Annotated in this window: 21 protein-coding genes and 1 tRNA gene; 1 reads left to right on the top strand and 21 read right to left on the bottom strand. The window is 39.6% G+C overall.

Going from position 1 to position 20,264, the window contains the following annotated elements; genetic code table 11:
• Nucleotides 1-94: 94 nt before the first annotated feature.
• The 8 genes from rpmB to tig form a co-directional block, all read right to left on the bottom strand.
• Nucleotides 95-283 (bottom strand): 50S ribosomal protein L28, encoded by a 189-nt coding sequence (gene rpmB, locus ACFOSE_RS04685; protein ID WP_380431157.1) that lies wholly within the window; start codon nt 281-283, stop codon nt 95-97.
• 466 nt (nt 284-749) lie between these two features.
• Complete coding sequence (locus tag ACFOSE_RS04690) at nt 750-1,631, bottom strand: class II fructose-bisphosphate aldolase (protein ID WP_380431159.1); 882 nt, start codon at nt 1,629-1,631, stop codon at nt 750-752.
• Nucleotides 1,632-2,002: 371 nt separating this feature from the next.
• The gene (locus ACFOSE_RS04695) at nt 2,003-2,560 is read right to left on the bottom strand and encodes a helix-turn-helix domain-containing protein (protein ID WP_380431162.1); all 558 of its coding nucleotides are present in this window, start codon (nt 2,558-2,560) and stop codon (nt 2,003-2,005) included.
• Nucleotides 2,557-2,661, bottom strand: coding sequence for a helix-turn-helix transcriptional regulator (locus tag ACFOSE_RS04700; RefSeq protein WP_380431164.1), 105 nt, complete (start codon nt 2,659-2,661; stop codon nt 2,557-2,559). Before ACFOSE_RS04700 ends, ACFOSE_RS04695 begins: the two co-directional genes overlap by 4 nt.
• Before the next feature lie 87 nt (nt 2,662-2,748).
• Nucleotides 2,749-2,834, bottom strand: a tRNA-Leu gene (locus tag ACFOSE_RS04705).
• 109 nt (nt 2,835-2,943) lie between these two features.
• The gene (locus ACFOSE_RS04710) at nt 2,944-4,551 is read right to left on the bottom strand and encodes a CTP synthase (RefSeq protein WP_380431167.1); all 1,608 of its coding nucleotides are present in this window, start codon (nt 4,549-4,551) and stop codon (nt 2,944-2,946) included.
• A gap of 190 nt (nt 4,552-4,741) precedes the next feature.
• Nucleotides 4,742-5,323: a DNA-directed RNA polymerase subunit delta gene (gene rpoE / locus ACFOSE_RS04715; protein WP_380431169.1), complete on the bottom strand. Its 582-nt coding sequence runs from the start codon at nt 5,321-5,323 to the stop codon at nt 4,742-4,744.
• Nucleotides 5,324-5,461: 138 nt separating this feature from the next.
• Complete coding sequence (gene tig, locus ACFOSE_RS04720; protein WP_380431172.1) at nt 5,462-6,745, bottom strand: trigger factor; 1,284 nt, start codon at nt 6,743-6,745, stop codon at nt 5,462-5,464.
• A 149-nt stretch (nt 6,746-6,894) separates the two neighbouring features.
• On the opposite strand from tig, the gene ACFOSE_RS04725 reads away from it, so the two are divergent.
• The gene (locus tag ACFOSE_RS04725; RefSeq protein WP_380431175.1) at nt 6,895-7,746 is read left to right on the top strand and encodes a mechanosensitive ion channel family protein; all 852 of its coding nucleotides are present in this window, start codon (nt 6,895-6,897) and stop codon (nt 7,744-7,746) included.
• A gap of 34 nt (nt 7,747-7,780) precedes the next feature.
• On the opposite strand, the gene ACFOSE_RS04730 is transcribed toward ACFOSE_RS04725, so the two are convergent.
• The 13 genes from ACFOSE_RS04730 to ACFOSE_RS04790 all read right to left on the bottom strand — a co-directional run bounded on the left by ACFOSE_RS04730 (nt 7,781) and on the right by ACFOSE_RS04790 (nt 20,003).
• On the bottom strand, nt 7,781-8,344 hold the full coding sequence (locus ACFOSE_RS04730) for a TIGR01440 family protein (protein ID WP_380431178.1): 564 nt from the start codon (nt 8,342-8,344) through the stop codon (nt 7,781-7,783).
• 8 nt (nt 8,345-8,352) lie between these two features.
• A complete protein-coding gene (locus tag ACFOSE_RS04735; protein WP_380431180.1) occupies nt 8,353-8,823 on the bottom strand; it encodes an ECF transporter S component in 471 nt (156 codons plus the stop codon).
• Complete coding sequence (locus ACFOSE_RS04740) at nt 8,810-9,577, bottom strand: bifunctional hydroxymethylpyrimidine kinase/phosphomethylpyrimidine kinase (RefSeq protein ID WP_380431183.1); 768 nt, start codon at nt 9,575-9,577, stop codon at nt 8,810-8,812. The genes ACFOSE_RS04735 and ACFOSE_RS04740 overlap by 14 nt, the downstream gene beginning before the upstream one ends.
• Entirely contained in the window at nt 9,564-10,319 is a 756-nt protein-coding gene (gene truA, locus ACFOSE_RS04745) for a tRNA pseudouridine(38-40) synthase TruA (protein WP_380431185.1), read from the bottom strand. Before truA ends, ACFOSE_RS04740 begins: the two co-directional genes overlap by 14 nt.
• Before the next feature lie 93 nt (nt 10,320-10,412).
• On the bottom strand, nt 10,413-11,552 hold the full coding sequence (gene dnaJ / locus ACFOSE_RS04750) for a molecular chaperone DnaJ (RefSeq protein WP_380431188.1): 1,140 nt from the start codon (nt 11,550-11,552) through the stop codon (nt 10,413-10,415).
• A gap of 554 nt (nt 11,553-12,106) precedes the next feature.
• Nucleotides 12,107-13,933, bottom strand: a complete 1,827-nt coding sequence (dnaK, locus tag ACFOSE_RS04755) for a molecular chaperone DnaK (RefSeq protein ID WP_380431191.1) — start codon at nt 13,931-13,933, stop codon at nt 12,107-12,109.
• A gap of 250 nt (nt 13,934-14,183) precedes the next feature.
• Complete coding sequence (gene grpE, locus ACFOSE_RS04760; protein ID WP_380431194.1) at nt 14,184-14,738, bottom strand: nucleotide exchange factor GrpE; 555 nt, start codon at nt 14,736-14,738, stop codon at nt 14,184-14,186.
• A 15-nt stretch (nt 14,739-14,753) separates the two neighbouring features.
• A complete protein-coding gene (gene hrcA, locus ACFOSE_RS04765) occupies nt 14,754-15,788 on the bottom strand; it encodes a heat-inducible transcriptional repressor HrcA (protein ID WP_380431207.1) in 1,035 nt (344 codons plus the stop codon).
• Nucleotides 15,789-16,264: 476 nt separating this feature from the next.
• Complete coding sequence (locus ACFOSE_RS04770; protein WP_380431196.1) at nt 16,265-16,849, bottom strand: glycoside hydrolase family 73 protein; 585 nt, start codon at nt 16,847-16,849, stop codon at nt 16,265-16,267.
• Nucleotides 16,846-17,601, bottom strand: coding sequence for a M15 family metallopeptidase (locus tag ACFOSE_RS04775; RefSeq protein ID WP_380431199.1), 756 nt, complete (start codon nt 17,599-17,601; stop codon nt 16,846-16,848). The genes ACFOSE_RS04770 and ACFOSE_RS04775 overlap by 4 nt, the downstream gene beginning before the upstream one ends.
• The gene (locus tag ACFOSE_RS04780) at nt 17,588-18,289 is read right to left on the bottom strand and encodes a histidine phosphatase family protein (protein WP_380431201.1); all 702 of its coding nucleotides are present in this window, start codon (nt 18,287-18,289) and stop codon (nt 17,588-17,590) included. The genes ACFOSE_RS04775 and ACFOSE_RS04780 overlap by 14 nt, the downstream gene beginning before the upstream one ends.
• Before the next feature lie 85 nt (nt 18,290-18,374).
• Nucleotides 18,375-19,712, bottom strand: coding sequence for a PFL family protein (locus ACFOSE_RS04785; protein WP_380431204.1), 1,338 nt, complete (start codon nt 19,710-19,712; stop codon nt 18,375-18,377).
• Nucleotides 19,713-19,736: 24 nt separating this feature from the next.
• Nucleotides 19,737-20,003, bottom strand: a complete 267-nt coding sequence (locus ACFOSE_RS04790; RefSeq protein WP_380431205.1) for an ACT domain-containing protein — start codon at nt 20,001-20,003, stop codon at nt 19,737-19,739.
• Nucleotides 20,004-20,264: the final 261 nt, after the last annotated feature.

Consider the following 20,264-nt stretch of genomic DNA (forward strand, 5'->3'; position numbering starts at 1 on the left):
CTCCTGTAGAGTACAGAAAACTGGCCGCATAAATGTGTTTTTCTTCTGTCCCATTATGTGGGTGCAGTGCCAATAATCTCAGACCTTTCTTATTTTAAACACGTTCAACTTTACCAGATTTAAGAGCACGAGCTGAGGCCCAAACTTTTTTAGGTTTACCATCAACAAGAACTGTTACTTTTTGAAGGTTTGGTTTTACTGTGCGTTTTGTTTTGTTCATTGCGTGTGAACGATTATTTGCTGATAGAGTTTTACGTCCTGTAAAATAACATACTTTAGCCATTTATCTGCTTTCCTCCTGCTTAATTTAAGGTGAGGTTTCACCACATACTGATATATTATAGCAAAATACGAATTGTTTAGCAATAGAATTGACAGTTTTTCTCAAAATCAGGGACAGATATGAATAAGAAACAGATGAAATGACGTATCAATCAAGTTTCAATTCATTTTGATCAATCTGCTCTCCTTTATTTTTAAAGTTAACGAAAACAACTAAATTTACTATATTTTTAAACTAATATACTTGTATAACTAGCCTAATCAGGACAATATCTACAAGTATAGATGGCTTTGCAGACAACACTACAAGCAGGGCTTATTTTTAAACCTACTCTGACTATGCTTTGTTTGCTCCCTATCAAGGATAAGTTCACAGAATGATTTAACTGTCGATTCTATCTCAACCTTAATTTAAGCATAAGAAAAAGGTCAATCTTACGATTGTCCTTTTATCTTGTTTAGCTCCATTAAGCTTTATTCGCTGAACCGAATACATCGATACGTTCTTCAACAGCTTCTGTAATAGCATCGAAACCAGGTTTCAAGAATTTACGTGGGTCGAAGAGTTTTTTCTTCATGTATTCTGCTTCGTTAGCATCAAATTCGTGTACGAAATTACGAGTAGCAGCACAGAAGGCCAACTGACATTCAGTGTTAACATTAACTTTAGCAACACCAAGTTTGATAGCTGCTTGGATTTGATCATCAGGGATACCTGATCCACCATGCAATACGATCGGGAAGTTTGGAATAGCTTCAGTCAATTTTTGCAAGTGATCAAGATGAAGACCTTTCCAGTTGTCTGGGTAAGGACCGTGAATGTTACCAATACCCGCAGCTAAGAAGTCAATACCAGTTTCAACCATAGCCTTAGCATCTTCAATTGGTGCCAATTCACCTTCACCGATGATACCATCTTCTTCACCACCGATTGAACCAACCTCAGCTTCAACTGAGATACCTTTGGCGTGAGCTTTTTCAACAACTTCTTTAGCCAATTTAAGGTTTTCTTCAACTGGAAGGTGTGAACCATCGAACATAACTGAAGTGTAACCTACTTCAATACATTCAAGTGCGTCTTCGTAGTGACCGTGGTCAAGATGGATAGCAACTGGTACAGTGATTCCCATTGATTCAACAAGTGTCTCAATGAGAAGCTTACACATTTTGTACCCCCCCATGTATTTAGCAGCACCCATTGAAGTTTGGATAAGTACTGGAGCTTTTTTAGCTTCTGCTGCACGCAAGATAGCTTGAGTCCACTCAAGGTTGTTCGTGTTAAATCCACCAACTGCATAACCATTGTCACGAGCCGCTTGGACAAATTTTTCTGCTGAAACGATTGCCATTATATATAGGCCTCCTATTAATTTTTTGGGTCTGCACCCGTTTACAAAGTTAATTTTAGCATAAATTAACATAAAAATCCAGCCTCAAAAGAATTTTAAAACCTTTTCCAAAACAAGGATATTAGCAACTCTCACCGCTTTCAAATCGGAAAATGTATAGGTACAATAAAACTTTTTCATCTTTACAATGTACTATTAAACATCAGCGCTTTATCAACCCAATAATCTAGCTCTTTCAGCTCTTTCTCGTTCAAATCCAAATATCCCTTGCGAGGTTTTTCTCTCCTATTTTGACTTCTTTAAAAGGCTGTCCATGACTAATTTCGGCAGATTAGCCGTAATTAAAGGATGATGAGGCTGAGGCCTTTCCATCAAAAGATTAACAACATAACTAGAATCCTCATCAAAGATGAAAGGGTCATCATGCCTGCTGCGATAATTGTCCAGCATGATAAAAGCAGAAAAGAAATTGGTATCCGCAGCAAGGTCACAAGCAAGTAGATATAACTTCCTGCTGGTATCTGATTCAGATAGATAGCCTTTGTCTTTGCTGTTGCAATAGCTGTAATTGGCACTTGATTAGGCAAAGGATCGGGAAAAAGACCAACAAATACTAAGTCTGGCTGGTAACCTTTCGAATAGATGAGATTAATCTTAACCTGATTATTAGTCAGTATATCTTTAAAACGGTGATAATGAAGACTTTTTTTGGTTTTTACAAAGTCTTTCAAAACCCTATAGGACAAATTAGCAGAAGACTTATAGCCCTTAGCCTGACTCCCTATTCGCTTGCGAAATATTTTTGAAAAATTACTGCTATAGTCATAGCCAACTTGACCGGCAATATGCGTTACATTGCCTTCTTCAGCCAGTAACTTTCTCATGCTGGCCTGTATCCGCATAGACTCTAAATATTTACGAAAGGTCACACCAGTAATTTTTTAAACTGGCGGGAAAAATAAGATGGCGCATAATGGAAATGCTGGGCAGCTTTTTCCAAGGAAACCCCATCTCCTAAATGTTCTGCCATGTAAGCTGTAATTCGCCTCAATATCCACTTTGCGTCTCCTTTCTATCTCCTTATATAAACAAAAAAGCTGGCCTCAGCCAGCTCATTTGCGGAAAGGGGGACTTGAACCCCCACGACCTCAAGCGGTCACAGGATCCTTAGTCCTGCGCGTCTGCCAATTCCGCCATTTCCGCTGTTATTAACAACAGTGAATATTATATCAACAGACATCTAGCTTGTCAATATTATTTTTGATTTTTATCAAAAACAGTCCAGAACTGCATTCTGGACTGTAATTATTCTTTAATTAGCTGAATTTTCAGCTGCTGCTGTAAGAAAAGCTGTGTACAATTCTTCGGCACGGTTGGGACGGCTTTGTAATTCTGGGTGGTATTGAGCGGCGACAAAGAATTTTTTATCGGGTAGTTCAACCACTTCCATCAAACGATTATCTGGTGATACACCAGAGAAAACAAAGCCAGCTTTTTCAAATTCTTCACGAAACTTCATATTAAATTCGTAACGATGGCGATGACGACGCTGTACAACCTCTTGATTATGATAAGCAGCCGCAGTTTTTGAACCTGGTTTCAATTTACATGGATAGAGTCCTAGACGAAGAGTTCCTCCCATATCCTCAACATCAATTTGGTCGCGCATGATATCAATAATTGGATAGTCCGTATCTGGGTCTAACTCTGTTGAATTAGCTCCCTCCATATTGAGAACATGACGAGCAAATTCAACACAAGTCAACTGCATTCCTAAGCAAATACCCAACATAGGGACATCATTTTCACGCGCATAGCGAATCGCTTGTATCTTGCCTTCTGCCCCGCGTTGACCAAAACCGCCAGGAACAATGATGCCATCAACATCACCTAGTAGTTCTGAAACATTTTCAGCTGTGACATCGTTAGCATTGACCCACTTGAGATCAATAGCAGAATCATTGACATAGCCGGAATGTTTGAGAGCTTCTACCACAGATAGATAAGCATCCGGCAATTCAACGTATTTACCAACCAAAGCAATTTTAGTAGATTTTTCAAGATGCAAGACCTTGTCAACCATAGCTAACCATTCCGTCATATCAGCCTTAGGAGCATCAATCTTCAAATGATCACAGACAATTTGATCCATACCTTGAGCCTGCATATTGAGAGGCACTTGATAAATATGTTCAACATCAAGTGATTCAATAACAGCTTCCGGTGCAACATCACAAAATTGAGCTAATTTATTTTTAATACTTTGTCCAGCTGGCTGTTCTGTTCGAATAACCAACATGTTTGGCTGAATTCCTAGACCGCGCAACTCTTTAACAGAATGTTGAGTTGGCTTGGTTTTCATCTCACCTGCTGCTTTTAGATAAGGCAATAAAGTAGTATGAATATACATAACATTGTCTGAACCGACATCTGCCTTCATCTGACGAAGAGCTTCCAGAAAAGGAAGACTCTCAATATCCCCAACGGTTCCACCGACTTCAGTAATGATGACATCTGAATCTGTTGTTGTCGCTGCACGTTTGATTTTTTCTTTCAGAGCATCTGTGATATGAGGAATAACCTGAACGGTGGCTCCCAGATATTCTCCTTTACGCTCCTTACGCAAAACTTCATCATAGATTTTACCAGTTGTGACATTTGAATACTTATTGAGATTGATATCAATAAAACGCTCATAGTGTCCCAAGTCAAGGTCAGTTTCAGCTCCATCATCGGTAACATAAACTTCTCCATGTTGATAAGGACTCATGGTTCCGGGATCAATATTGATATAAGGATCAAATTTTTGAATGGTAACTTTAAGTCCACGATTTTTCAACAAACGTCCAAGACTAGCTGCTACAATCCCTTTACCAATAGAGGAAACGACGCCACCTGTGACGAAAATATATTTTGTCATACAAACTCCTTAATAATATCATTTACACATAACGAAAACCAAGAGGTTTGCCAGTCTATTCTAATATTAATATAAAAATATCTGGCAAAAACAAAATAGCTCCCTATTCATGTAGGGAGCTGTCCGACCTCTAAAAGAGGTGCCCGATAATTAGTATAGATTAACTGGGCTCATTTGTCAATGAGAAAAATCAGTCATTTTCTTCCGGAAATTCCTCATCTTCATCGTCATCAGATTCATTTAATTCAACATCTTCATCTTCGACTTCATCATCAGGAATGATTTCGTTGATTTCTGAATCATAAGATTCTACTTCTGATTTTTCATCATCTGGGTTATCTTCATCATACTCAACATCTGTTGGTGTGAAGTCATCTTCATCTTCGGGATCATCATCATTGTAATCAATCGCATCTTCATCCCCGTCCATGAAGGCATTGACACGTTTTTTCTTACGTTTAGGTACATCTTCACCATTTTCTTCAAGTGTGATAACCTCTTCATCAATCTCATCAATTGCATACCATGAACGCAGGCCCCATTTATTTTCGCCAAGTGGGATAAAGCTGCCATCGGTGTTTAAATCTGAGTAGAAAAAAGGAAGCGACTGACGAATATCCGCATCGGATTTTCCCAGATAGTTTTGAATTTCATTGACTAAATCACTGAAGTACATTTCATTATCACGACCACGTATTTCCAAAATAGCACGAGCAACTTCAATCATTGATAGTTCACTTTTTTCTTGTCCAGCAAATACTTCTAATTCCAAAGTGGTTCTCCTTTTTAAACCATTAGGACTTTAACCTAACCCATTTTTCAGTAATTATTATTTTACGCTAAAAATCATATTTCGTCAAAACTTTTATCAAATCAAAATCGAACTGTCAACAACAGCTCGATTCTGCAATTATTTGACTTTAGCTGAACTCGTAATAGTTTCGATAGCTTTCTTCATTGTGATATCATGCTTGAGCATATCTGATGATAGAAGAGAGCGAACTTGTTCAACATCCATATTGTACTCAGCTGCAAGGTCTGCTGTTTCTTTTTCGATTTCTTCATCAGTTGCATCGAATCCTTCCGCTGCTGCGATAGCTTCAATAACAAGATTTGTACGAACACGCTTATCAGCATCCGCCTCGTATTGTTTATGAAGATCCTCTTCAGTAGTACCTGTCAATTGATAGTACATTTCAGGTGAAATACCTTGACGTTGCATATTGCTCATAAATTCGTTCATAGCACGATGCACCTCGTCATGCACCATTTCTTCTGGTAATTCGACAATTTCAGCATTCTCAACAGCCAACTCAAGCGCCGCACCTTCAACAGCATCATCGTAGGCAGTTTCTTTAGCAGCCTCAAGTTCCTTACGATACTTATCCTTCAATTCATCGAGGGTTTCCACTTCCTCATCGATATCTTTTGCCAACTCATCGTCAAGTTCTGGAACTTCCTTAGACTTAACTTCATGTACAGTCGTAGCAAACACAGCATCTTTACCGGCAAGATCATCTGCTTGATAGTCTGATGGGAAAGTTACCTTAACCTCTACTTCATCACCTGCTTTTGAACCAACCAATTGTTCCTCAAAACCAGGAATGAACTGACCTGAACCGAGCTCAAGCGAGAAGTTGTCTCCCTTACCTCCGTCAAATTCAACACCGTCAACAGTTCCTACGAAATCAATAACAACTGTATCACCATTTTCAGCAGTGCCATCTTTAATGGTTAATTCAGCTAAATTATTGCGTTCACGTTCAATTTTATCGTCAACTTCTTGGTCAGTAACTTCTTTTGTTTCTTCTACTGATACTTCAAGATTTTTATAGTCACCTAATTTAACTTCTGGTTTTGTGACAACCTCTGCTGTCAGTGTCCAATCTTGACCTTTTTCCATTGAGGCAACATCAATTTTAGGTTGCGCAACAACTTCTAATGCTGCTTCAGCTACTGCTGCTTCATAAGCAGTTGGCAAAATAGAATTCAGGGCATCTTCATAAAGAGCTTCTTCGCCAAATTTTTGATTAAATATCGCACGTGGCATGTGGCCTTTACGAAAACCTGGTACGTTTAAATCTTTTTTCACTTTATTAAAGGCTGTGTCGAGGGCTGGTTGAATTTGATCTTGACTAATGGTAAATGTAAGCACGCCACGGTTAGCAGCAGTGTTTTCAAATGATACAGACATCTGTCTTTTCTCCTTAAAAATGTAATACACTTTAGTCTATCATAATTCAAGGCGTTTTTAAAGTTTTTTATATGAAAATCCTTATCCATTGCTTCAAAACTGTCACATCAGAAATTTTTTGTTAGACTAGAGGAACGAAAGGATATCGCATGACAATTTTAATAAAATATTGGGAATCGCTTCACCTTGAGGATTTAGCTGTTATCTTGTTATCCAAAACAGTGTCGCTTCTTCTCCTGATCATTCTTTTTATCATCGGCAAAAAGATTGCTGGACTTGTGTTTGAGCGTTTTTTTGAGAATTCACCAAAAATTTTAGGTCAGGATCCAAGTAGACGTAAGACCTTGTTCAAGCTGCTCCATAATCTTATGGATTACTTTCTTTATTTCTTACTAATTTATTGGATCTTATCAATTCTGGGACTGCCCGTTTCAAGTTTACTAGCTGGTGCCGGAATCGCCGGTTTAGCAATTGGTTTAGGAGCCCAAGGTTTTCTATCTGATCTTGTCAATGGCTTTTTTATTCTTATCGAGCGACAATTTGATGTGGGAGACTCCGTTACGGTCGATACCGTCACTGGAATTGTTTCCAATGTTGGTATCCGAACAACTCAGATTCGCGATTTCGATGGGACTTTACATTTTATTCCAAACCGCGAAATACTCCTAGTCAGCAATCAATCCCGTGGTGATATGCGCGCTCAAATTGATATTCCTATCTATGCAACTACCAACCTCGACCGAATCACACAGATCATTAAAGAGGTCAACGATCGAGAAATTCCCAATTGTCCTGAAGTGACTGGCCTTCCAAACATTCTAGGACCACGCAATGCCATCAATGGACAGTTTGTATTTCGGGTGAATATTTTTGTCCAGAGCGGGGAACAACAGAATATCTATTCAAAATTCTACCGTCTCTATCAAGAGGCTCTTTTGCAAGAAGGGATTACCCTCCCAACACCGAGTGCTAACGCTATAATGCCAACAAAAAAGGTCTGAATTTTCATACTCAGACCTTTTTAGCAGTCAATTCTTAAAATTTACGAATAGGATCTTCCTTATATTTTGCCCGGGCCCCACCAATTAACCTAGGACGGCTGGCTAGAGCAGTTACATGCGCTCCCCCTAATTCCCTCTGAATAGGAATCAGCGGCACCTGAACACGTTTAACGTGCATGCCAATCGAAGTGTCTCCAATATCCAAACCAGCATGAGCGACTAGCTCTTCAACTTCAACCGGATTTTCCATAAACTTAAAAGCAGCTAATTGTCCACTACCTCCGGCATGCAGACTAGGTAAGACATTAACTATTTCTAAATCTTTTTGCTCAGCAACGACTTCTTCAATGACCAAAGCACGATTAAGATGTTCACAGCCTTGAACAGCCAGATGAATACTACGTTTTAGAGTCTCCCTCAAAACGACTCCAACAATTGCTTCTCCAATTTCAGTACTGGAATTTTTACCAATAATCCCTCCAGCAACTTCACTGGACGATAACCCTAACACAAAAATTTGTCCAGCTTTTATAGCTGATCGTTCAATAATATCAGTAGTAATCGCTCTTACTTGTTCTTTCAACACCTCTAAATCCATACAACACCTCATCTTCTAGGAAAAACTCTTGTAAAGGCTCGGTAAAAACTAAAGCCCAAAACGAGACCCAAAGTATTCTGGCAAAAATTGCCCCATATACCAGCAATAGCTCCACCCCAACCATAACCTAAAGCAAAAGCTGCCAAAATATAAACCACAATCATAATCACAGAGGCTAAAAGCAAGCCTAAAAGACGACCTTTCCCCTGCCAACCCGCAAAGTAGCCTTGTGCACCATGTGCTAATAAACTAAAAACCATATATTGAGGATAACCTAAATACAAATCCAAGAGAAAAGCCGACAATCCTCCGACAATTGCCCCACGACGACTTCCCAGCAGAAAGGATGTGAAAAAGATTCCCGTATCCAAGAGAGTCAGAAATCCGGTTGGCGTTGGCACATGAATGAGCCCTAAAACGAGACTCAATCCTGTCATAAGAGCTAATAAGGTTAAATCCTTGGTATCAATCTTCTGCATAATGTTGATTCACCCCATATTGGTCTGAATGTAAAATCGCTTGGTAAACAAAGTTCTTGGCTGCTTTGACCGCCTGAAAGACAGGCGCTCCTAAAACTAGTTGACTGGCAATAGCCGATGCAAAGGTACAGCCCGCCCCTACATTATTTTCTTTAAGTAGCGGATATGAAAGAACTTCAAATTTTTCCCCATCATAAAAAACATCCAAGGCCTGATCTGAATCTAGACGTTCTCCCCCCTTAACAACAACGGTTTTAGCTCCCAGGTTATGGAGGATCTTGGCAGCCTCTTTCAAGTCGTCCAGAGTCTTTATTGATTTTTCCGTCAATAACTCTGCCTCTGTTAAATTTGGGGTAATAATAGTGACATAAGGGAAAAATTTCAATAACTCATCTCTAAGGACACTGACCTCTATATCATGATTTTCTTTGCAGACCAGAACCGGATCTAGCACCACAGGAATATCTTGATTTTTCTTGACAAAATCCAGCGCTAATGTGGCAACAGCTAAATTAGGCAATAAGCCCAGCTTGATCCCTGAAAAATCAACCGTTTTCAAACTGTTGAGCTGGTTTTTAAAAACTTGATCATTGGTCGCGAAGACTTCAAAACCTTGATTTGTCACGGCCGTTAAACAAGTAACCGCCACAAACCCCCTAAGACCATTGATAGTGTAGGTATTGAGATCGGCATAGAGCCCACCCCCACTAAAAATATCATTCCCAGAAATGGCTAGAATATTATAAGCTGTCACGATAAATTACCTCCTTAAGATAGAGCCCATTACCCGCAGCTGTCGGTCCAGCTAAATTACGATCACGAGCTTCCAGGACCGCCTGAATTTGACTGACGGGCATTCGACCATTACCAATTTTTAAAAGCGTACCAACCATGTTACGAATTTGTTTATAGAGAAAACCTGTTCCTGAGAAAGTAAAGATAAGAAATCCTGTCTTGATATCCACTTCTACACTTGCGTGAGTGATGGTCCTAACCTTATTTTTTACCGATGTTCCTGCAGCGGTAAAACCAGTAAAATCATGCTCTCCCAGCAAATCTTTAATTGCCTCCTGTATAAGCTCTACATTAACTGGATAGGGATAATGGGTAGCGTAGTAGCGCATCATAGGATTTTTAGGACGACCGATATCCACTAAAAATTCATAGGTTTTATTATGCTTATTATAACGCGCATGAAAGTCATCAGATACCTGTTCGATACTGATGACATCAATATCTTCTGGTGACTGCGTATCCAAACCAAAACGCAGTTTTTCCTCATCGCGTACTTGGGGGAGATCAAAATGAACCACCTGACCATAAGCATGAACTCCACTATCTGTACGTCCCGCACCATGTACCTGAACAGGTTGACCACTGTTTAATTTTTGTAAAGTCTTTTCTAACTCTTCCTGAACTGAACGTCCTTGTGACTGCCTCTGAAAGCCCACGAAAAGCGTCCCATCGTAGGAAATAACCGCCTTATATCTTACCATGTTTTCATTCTAGCATTTTCCCAAAGTTGAAACCAGAGAAAAATAAGAAATCTGTCCCCAGACAAAAAGGTCAGAGCATTTACTCTGACCTTTTTATTCCCCTTCAAAGGCATCTTTAACTTTGTCAAAAAAGCCTTTTTTCTTTGGTTGGATATTATTTTCACCACTGGCTGCTGCCAAGTTTAGCAGAGCCTCCTTTTGAGCATCGTTCAATTTGGTTGGTGTCACCACCTTGACCGTGACATGCTGGTCGCCTTGACTACCTCCTCGCAAACGCGGAGCCCCCTTGCCTTTCAGACGAAAAATTTTACCTGTTTGGGTTCCTTCAGGTATAGTCAACTCAACATCACCATGAACAGTTGGAACTTCAACCGTATCACCAAGAGCTGCTTGAGCAAAGCTGATATTCAAAGTGTAATAAATAGTTGAACCATCGCGTTCAAATTCTTTACTTGGAAGAACATTGATGATAACAAACAAATCACCATAAGGACCGCCGTTAAAACCAGCTTCCCCTTGACCTTGAAGACGAATCTGTTGTCCTGTCTCAACCCCTGCTGGAACCTTGACAGAGACCTTATGAGATTTCTTTTCATGCCCTGTTCCCTGGCAGGTTGAACATGGATCTTTGATTTCTTTACCAGTACCATGACAGACATCACAGGTTACTTGACGACGCATCATACCAAGTGGCGTTTGAGTATCTACATTGATAACACCTTGACCGTGACAACGACTACAAGTTACTGGGCTAGTCCCCGGTTTAGCTCCCGTCCCTTGGCAGGTATGACATTCAGATTCGCGATTATAGGTAATGTCTTTTTCAGTACCGAAAATAGCTTCTTTAAATTTTAAATTCAGTCGATACTGTAAATCATCTCCTTGGCGCGGAGCACTAGGATTTCGACTGGTACCACCGCCACCAAAGAAGCTTGAAAAGATGTCTTCAAAACCGCCAAAATCAGCACCGTCGAAGCCACCAAAGCCTCCAGCACCACCGCCAAAGCCGGCATTTGCACCATCTGGACCGTATTGATCGTAGGCAGCACGTTTTTGCTCATCACTCAATGTTTCATAGGCTTCTTGAATGTCCTTATATTTGTCTTCAGCACCAGGTTCCTTGTTGATATCCGGATGGTACTTTTTAGACATTTTACGATAAGCTCTTTTAATTTCATCTTGAGAGGCATTTTTAGAGACCCCTAGACGATCATAATATTCTTGATTGTTCATATAAGATACCAAGCCCGTAAAGAAGCAAAGTGAGAATAGGAAATCAACAGCAAATCTTGATTTTCTAAATGATTTATCTTTTCACACCGCTTTTAGGGCAGGTTCATCTCCTTTCGTATGATACTAAGGGCGTTAAACGGATACAGTCATCTATGAAACGTGACGAAGACGCTTACGTCTAGGAATCAGTTATCCTTTTGACACAATCCGCAACCCGTGTTCAGTTATGAACACTTTTTCTTTCAGTTAATTTTTTCTAAGAATTGAAGGACCGATCATTCCCAAATTCATACCCTCATCAAATTTACTTGACTTTTTAGATATGAGTAGAGGGTTATTCCCTCTTTATGGAAAAACAGAGGCTGGTTTAACAACCTCTGAATCTCTATGATTTTAGCAAGTCTGACGACCAGATTTTTGAGCTAGGGAGATAGCAAACAGACTTCTTTCCCTATTATCCAAATAGCCTGACTTGCAAGGATGCAGTGATTGATTGAGTAGAAGCAAGACAACGAAATCAATTTTCTCCAAAATTACCGATTTCTGTCTTGTTCTCATTTTTCGGTGAAATCTCCATCTACAACGTCATCATCCTTATTTGAGCTTGCATCCGCTGCACCTTCAGCGCCGCCTGCCGCTTGTTGCTCAGCCGCTGCTTGTTCATAAAGTTTAACAGCCAAAGCTTGTGCTTTTTCGTTAAGAGCTTCAAGTTTCGCCTTCATGTCATCAAGGTTACCTGATTCTTGAGCAGCTTTCAATTCATCAAGAGCTGCTTGAGCCGCATCACGTTCAGCATCAAATCCTTTACCTTCTGTTTCTTTGATGGTTTTTTCTGTCGCAAAGATTGCTTGGTCAACTTCGTTTTTGAGGTCAACTTCTTCTTTACGTTTAGCATCAGCATCAGCATTAGCTTCAGCATCTTTCATCATACGATCAATCTCTTCTTCACTGAGACCATCGTTAGATTTGATAACAATATGTTGTTCCTTTTGTGTACCAAGATCTTTTGCTTTAACAGAAACGATACCATTTTTATCGATATCAAAGGTGACTTCGATTTGTGGTACACCACGAGGAGCCGCAGGAATATCTGTTAATTGGAAACGACCAAGTGTCTTATTATCCGCTGCCATTGGGCGTTCACCTTGAAGAACATGGATATCAACGGCTGGCTGGTTATCAGCAGCTGTAGAGAAGACTTGTGATTTAGAAGTTGGAATGGTTGTGTTACGATCAATTAATTTTGTGAAGACTCCACCCATGGTTTCAATACCAAGTGACAATGGTGTGATATCAAGAAGGACAACGTCTTTAACATCACCAGTGATAACACCACCTTGGATAGCGGCACCCATAGCTACCACTTCATCAGGGTTAACAGATTTATTTGGTTCTTTACCAGTTTCAGCTTTAACGGCTTCAACAACAGCAGGGATACGAGTAGATCCACCAACAAGGATAACTTCATCAATTTCTGACAAGGATAAGTCCGCGTCTGAAAGAGCTTGGCGCACAGGTGTTTTTGTACGTTCCACAAGGTCGCGAGTTAAATCATCAAATTTAGCGCGCGTCAGAGAAAGTTCCAAGTGAAGCGGGCCAGCATCCCCAGCAGTGATAAATGGTAAGCTGATTTGTGTTTGTGTCACACCTGAAAGATCTTTTTTAGCCTTTTCAGCCGCATCTTTCAAACGTTGCAAAGCCATCTTATCATTTGAGAGGTCAACACCATTTTCTTTCTTAAACTCATCTACCAAGTAATCAATGATTTTTTGGTCAAAGTCATCACCACCGAGTTTGTTGTCACCAGCTGTTGCTAATACATCAAAAACACCATCACCCAATTCAAGGATTGACACGTCAAATGTACCACCACCAAGGTCGAATACTAGGATTTTTTCATCCTTGTCAGTCTTGTCAAGACCATAAGCAAGGGCTGCTGCTGTCGGTTCATTGACAATACGTTCTACTTCAAGACCAGCAATCTTACCAGCATCCTTAGTTGCTTGGCGCTGAGCATCATTGAAGTAAGCTGGCACTGTGATAACCGCTTTATCAACTTTTTCACCTAGATAATCTTCTGCATAACCTTTGATATATTGCAGAATCATAGCTGAAATTTCTTGTGGGGTATACTCTTTACCATTGGCAGAAACTTTTTCAGATGTTCCCATTTTTGATTTAATTGAGATAACTGTATCTGGATTTGTTACTGCTTGGCGTTTAGCTGCATCCCCAACAATGATTTCACCATTTTTGAAAGAAACAACAGATGGTGTTGTACGGTTCCCTTCTGGATTTGCAATGATTTTACTTTCCGTTCCCTCAAGAACTGCAACTGCTGAGTTAGTTGTACCTAAGTCAATACCAATAATTTTAGACATAATTAAGATACCAAGAACCACTAGAAAACGATAGAATTTTAGGAACCTGCCTATAAAATCAAGATTTCATAGGTAAGTTCTCTAAATTTCGAGTTTTCGGTTCGGGTTCAATTCCTTTCGATTTTTAAAATTAATTTAGTTAAGTATAGTTTCGAGACATTTCGGTCGGACTTTTGCGAGCTATTCGCTTCTTTATTTTTAATTATAGTTTAACGTCATTGCGGACAAGATTTTTATAAATATTTGTAAGTTAGTTATAAACCACTACCATAGCCGGACGTAATAAGCGGTCATGTAATTGATAGCCCTTTTGGAAGACCTCTGCTATGCTATCAGCCGGATGAGCATCATCAGCTGGTAGAGTCTGAACTGCCATGTGGAAATTGGGGTCAAAATTTTCAACCTCAACCTCTTCAACGCCCTCTTCTTTGAGAGCTTGAATCAGACTATCGTAAGTCATCTCGAGCCCTTTTTTGACCTCATCAGTCAAGCCATCTACACTCAAAGCACGCTCCAAGTTATCTAAACTTGGTAGAATGGCTTTTGCCAGATCTTGTGAACAATAGCGCTGCAGTTGTTGTCGCTCTTCATTAGCACGACGCTGGATGTTTTGCATCTCAGCATGAGCACGTAAGTATTTATTTTCAAAATCTTCTGCACGTTCCAAAGCTTGCGCTAACTCTTCATTTTTTTTAGTTTCAGTATCCTGCTCAGCCATTTCAACCTCTGCCTCTTCAACCTGGCTAGCAGTCTCTTTTTCTAGCTCTTTATCGAGCTTATCCTTTTTATCTTTTTTTTCAGACATGGTGCCTCCTTTTTTTTAATTTACTTCATAGTGATTGCTACTCAAATAACGGTAAAAATCTGCTAATTTCATTGTTAAAACGCGACTGATAATATTGAGCAAACCCATTGTACGCTGATAATCAATCGTTACTGGTCCCATCAGACTTAAACTCCCAAAACCTCGATAAGGAATCAAAAACTTGTAAGAGAGCTGCGTCAATGAAACTAATCCTTCCTTAGTTTCATCAGCCAATCGGATATTGTAGGTTTCGTGCTCTTTAAATTGACTACGAATCTCCAGAGCTAACTCCTGTCCATTATCAAATAAGCGATAGGTTTCAAGATCCGAATACTTGAGAAGATTTTCTTTACCAGCCAAGAACAGTTTCTCAACAAACATTTCCCTAAAGATATGTTCAAATAATTCCAAAACATTATCAGTTGTTTTAAAATAGCGCTGCACAATCTGAGGAATCTCTGTTCGGATACGATAATGAATCTCGATAACCGTCTGGTTTAAAAAACGCTCACGGACAAGCTGACTAAGTATCGTTAAATCCTCGTCGAGGAAACTTTTGGGGATGGCAAACTGACTCACGACAAGATTAGAATCGTCAAAAGTCATTACAGCTAAAGCGTCGTGCTGACTAAGTTTAACGATGTCAAAAGCAGTCAAGCGCTGGCTACTAGGTTCGACATCTAAAGTAACCGCCGTACAGCCTGTCAATTTTGACAAAACATCACTGGCTTTTTGAAGTAAATCCTCTAATTTAAAAAACTCAAAATCAAAGGCTTTAATAACCTGATAAACATCCGCTTCATCTATACGATCGAGATTTAACAGATGATTCACATAATATTGAAAACCTTGACGACTAGGTAAGCGTCCACTTGAAGTGTGAGCCTTTTCTAACAAACCAATCTTCTCCAAGTCTGCCATATCATTGCGAATGGTGGCGCTACTAGAAGAGATATAGTTTTGCAAAACCTTTGAACCAACCGGCTCATGAGTCTCAGTAAACAACTCAATAATGATGGATAAAATATCATTCTGACGTTGCGTAATCATCATAAACCTCCTGAACAAAAGATTGCTTTAGCACTCTATCGATTAGACTGCTAATTTATATTCCTATTATACCCTTTAAAAATTCCTTGTCAAGAGAAAAAATAATTTTTTTAGCACTCTTTTAAAAGAGTGCTAATTTTGTCTATAAGATCTCAGATTTTTTAAAATATTTAAAAAGCAGTAAAGAAGACTTACTCTGAACTGCCTCTTGTCAAGTGGAGGATAAATAATAAAAGATTAAGAAACGGCCTTGTTCCCCATTTCAAGAGAAACAAGGTTGTTGTGCTTCTCTTGAAAATAGAAAATATTGATTCTTATAAAAATAGCACAGCTTAATAACTTCTAATTTATCTTCTACGAATGCCTTCCTAGGTTTTGGCAGATGAAACTCCCCTTACAGTTTCTAATGAATTTCTGTTTTTTTTCATTGTCCACTATAAGGGGAGTATATCAATCTGGGTTTCTCTATCACCTCTTTATTTATCATACTTAGTCAGATTGTGCTGTTGAATGACTGAGATGAGTTCATCCGCATAGTTAGTATCACTTCTAACACCAGCTTTTTGCAGTGCTCTAGCAGCTGTGACATAGTCTTCAGCTGTTGCCAAACTATTGTAAAGCTGCTTGCCCCACATACCAGACTTGATTTCTGCCACATAATCATAGAGACTGTCCTGCCAATCAGTATAAACAGCATAAGGTTGCTTGATTGTAAGCGGCTGACCATTTTCATACGATTGGGTCTTCAAGGCAATCTTTGGTTGGCCAACTTGAGCAACTGTACCTGTATAATTATTGTACCGAGCCGCCAATAAATTGGAGCCATAATCTGATGACAAAGAAGCATGAGCAATGATGATCGATGCTTTGATCCCATAAGAGTCCGATAATTTTTGAGCCAGAGGGGCTATTTCTTTGATAAAAGACCCTTGAGTATAAGCCGTAGATACTTTAGTATCTACACTTTTAGTACGCATATTTAATAATAGTGGCAAAATGATGATGGCCAAAAATAAGCCAAAAACCATTAGAAAAGGCCGAAGTTTTAGCCTTGATCTCATTGATTATTCTCCTTTAATAAAACAACATACTCTTCCAAACTCAAGTTATGCTCCGTCATATACCTAGCCGATGCCTTCCCAACATAACGGAAGTGCCAATCTTCATAGCCTACACCGGTATAGTCACTTTTATCTTCCTGAAAACGCAGGACAAAACCATACTTAGGAGCAATTTCTTTTAGCTGTTCAACAACACTAGCATCACTCTCATTAAGGCTGTCAACAGTGCTCATATCAATCGCTAAACCAGTTTGATGTTCACTGGCACCAGCTGGCTGTGAATAGGTCTTAACTTTTTCTTCGGCTTCTTCCTCACTAAGGCTTGAATCTTGACCCATTTCCTGTTGAACATAGTTGTCAAAGAGTTCCTTTTGGTACTCGACAGTACGATAACCAGAAATTAAGTGTTCTCGACTATCGATCTCTTGTGCAGCAGCCAAAAAATCTTTGACATCCTCTTCAATTCGAGCGTCAACCGGTTTACCATCCACATAAGCTAAATCTGGATTTAATTCCTTAGTAATATTATCACGATTAACCAAAATTAAGTTCCAATCATCGGAAGAAACGTTTGGTAAATCAGATATTTCAGAACTTTTACTTTGTGAAGATGATTTAAAACCCTGCCCATTTTTTGTCGCAACTGTTTTTACCACCTTATTTTCATCTCCCTTATGGAAAAAAGCATAACCACAAATAAAAACTAAAACAATAATAAGGAGGACAAGGACAGTTTTTCTACGCTCTCTCATGCACTTCCTCTTCTAAAATTTTTCGACCCTTTTGGCGATAGGACATATCACCGATAGCATCAATATGAAATTGACCATCCTCATAAGTCACCTGACAAATGCTACCATTATCCAAAGCTAAACTGCGAGGAAGACTAGGATCAATCAGTCCCATTAAAGTCCCAATCGTCATCCCATGACTAACTACAATAGCATCGCCGCCACCATGACTCTCCACTTCCTTAGCAATATCTGTAAAACCAGATAGAATGCGATTTCGCAAAACTTCCCAAGACTCTGCCCAACCAGCGGTATCAACAGCTATAATGGCATCCGCCATATCCTTATAGGCTAACTCCTCAACAGGTTTATCAAAAACACGGGGTAGAACACCGTTAAAGAGTTCCGCATCATAACCTCCATCAAGACTACCAAAACACCACTCCCGGATGCGCTTGTCGCGCTTATAAGGAATATTTTCTTGAGCTAACTCCCGCAAGATAATCTCCATAGTCTGCAAAGTACGCCCGCTGTCACTAGAATAGGCCGCAACAAAGTGTAGACCCGCGGCCTTTAAACCCAAGCCCAGCTCTTCAATCCCACGTTCTCCTTCTTGAGTGAGAGGGGTATCAGACCAGCCTTGAGCACGCCCAATGGTGTTGAACATCGTCTTACCGTGACGCGCAATAAATAATCTCGTTTTAATCATAACAAAGCCCTCTTCGGATTTTCTTATTATTATAACAAATTTGCGCAAATTAAAACACTTATCAAATCAATAAGTGTCTGATGCATTAATTCTTAAAACTATGAATTGGGGCTGGAATTTGACCGCCACGCGCAATAAAGTCTACTGATGAATTTTTATTGACTGACATGACAGGGGCACTGCCCAAAAGGCCGCCAAATTCAATCATATCCCCTTCTTTACCTTTAGGAATGATTCGCACTGCTGTTGTCTTTTGGTTGATAATACCGATAGCTGCCTCGTCTGCAATCATGGCAGCAATTGTTTCAGTCGGTGTATCCTCGGGAATAGCAATCATATCAAGACCAACAGAACAGATAGCTGTCATAGCTTCCAATTTTTCAAGATTGAGCGAACCTGCCTGCACGGCAGAAATCATACCTTCGTCTTCCGAAATAGGGATAAAGGCACCAGAGAGACCTCCGACTTGGTTACAAGCCATAACTCCACCTTTTTTAACTTGGTCATTGAGGAGAGCCAAGGCTGCCGTAGTCCCGTGAGTACCAACTGTTTCTAGACCCATTTCCTCTAGGACACGGGCAACAGAATCGCCAACTGCAGGTGTAGGGGCCAGTGATAAATCAACAATACCAAATTTCACACCCAGCCGCTCAGAAGCAAGAGAACCGACAAGTTGACCAATACGGGTAATCTTAAAAGCTGTCTTTTTAACTGTTTCAGCCACCACATCGAAGCTTTCTCCACGAACTTTTTCAAGCGCACGTTTAACAACACCAGGGCCTGAGACACCAACATTGATTACCACATCTGCCTCTCCCACACCATGGAAAGCACCTGCCATAAAAGGATTATCTTCAACAGCATTAGCAAAAACGACCAGTTTAGCCGGTCCCATTTCAGAAATAGCGGAAGTTTCTTTTATGATTTCTCCCATGTGGGCAACAGCTGTCATATTGATGCCAGACTTGGTTGAACCAATATTGACAGAGGAACAGACAAAATCTGTCTCAGCCAAAGCACGCGGAATAGACTTTATCAGGATTTTATCACCTTTTTGATAGCCCTTTTGCACCAAAGCAGAAAATCCACCGATAAAATTAACACCGATTTCCTTGGCAGCACGATCAAGAGCCTTGGCCAAGGGAACATAATCTGTTGCATCTGTCGCTGCTCCAATAATTGAAATAGGCGTGACGGACACCCGCTTATTAACAATGGGAATACCTAATTCTGCAGAAATTTCATCGCCAACTGCAACTAATCTACCAGCCTTGTCTACAATTTTTTGATAAACTTTTTCAGCCGCTTTATTAATATCCGAATCAACACAATCAAGCAGTGATATCCCCATGGTAATAGTACGAACATCAAAATTCTGCTCTTCAATCATAGCAATAGTTTCGGTGACTTGTTTTATATCCATTTAAACAACTCCTTCAGCCTTACATTACAAGTTGTGCATGGCATCAAAAATAGCAGAACTTTGAATATTGATTTTAACATTTAAAGTTTCTCCCAGAGCCTCCAATTCTGAGCGCAAAACTGTAAAATCTTTCTTTTCTTTAGATGAAACGATCGCCATCATAGTAAAATATTCATCTAATATTGTCTGTGTAATATCATCAATACTCAAATCAAGCTCAGCAATTTTCGTAGAAACACCAGCAACGATACCCTTGGTATCTTTTCCGACAACTGTAACAATAGCTTTCACAATCTACACCTCTTCATCAAATATTATTAGTATTTTATCATATAAATGAATGTTTTACCATGTTCCGTCAAAAAACAGAGCTTAATAACGAACGTTTCATTTTATATCTATCTTTATGATTGCTTTTAAAGGAACAAATCAAAACAAAAACAAGATTGATAATAGACACAAAGGCTGCTCTAGAGCAGCCTTCAGACTGAAGACAAAGCTCTTGGAATTGCATTTCTAAGAGCTTTTTGCTCTGTTTAGGAGTATACTAAA

It is taken from the genome of Streptococcus dentapri (assembly GCF_042649885.1).
GTDB classification, from domain to species: domain Bacteria; phylum Bacillota; class Bacilli; order Lactobacillales; family Streptococcaceae; genus Streptococcus; species Streptococcus dentapri.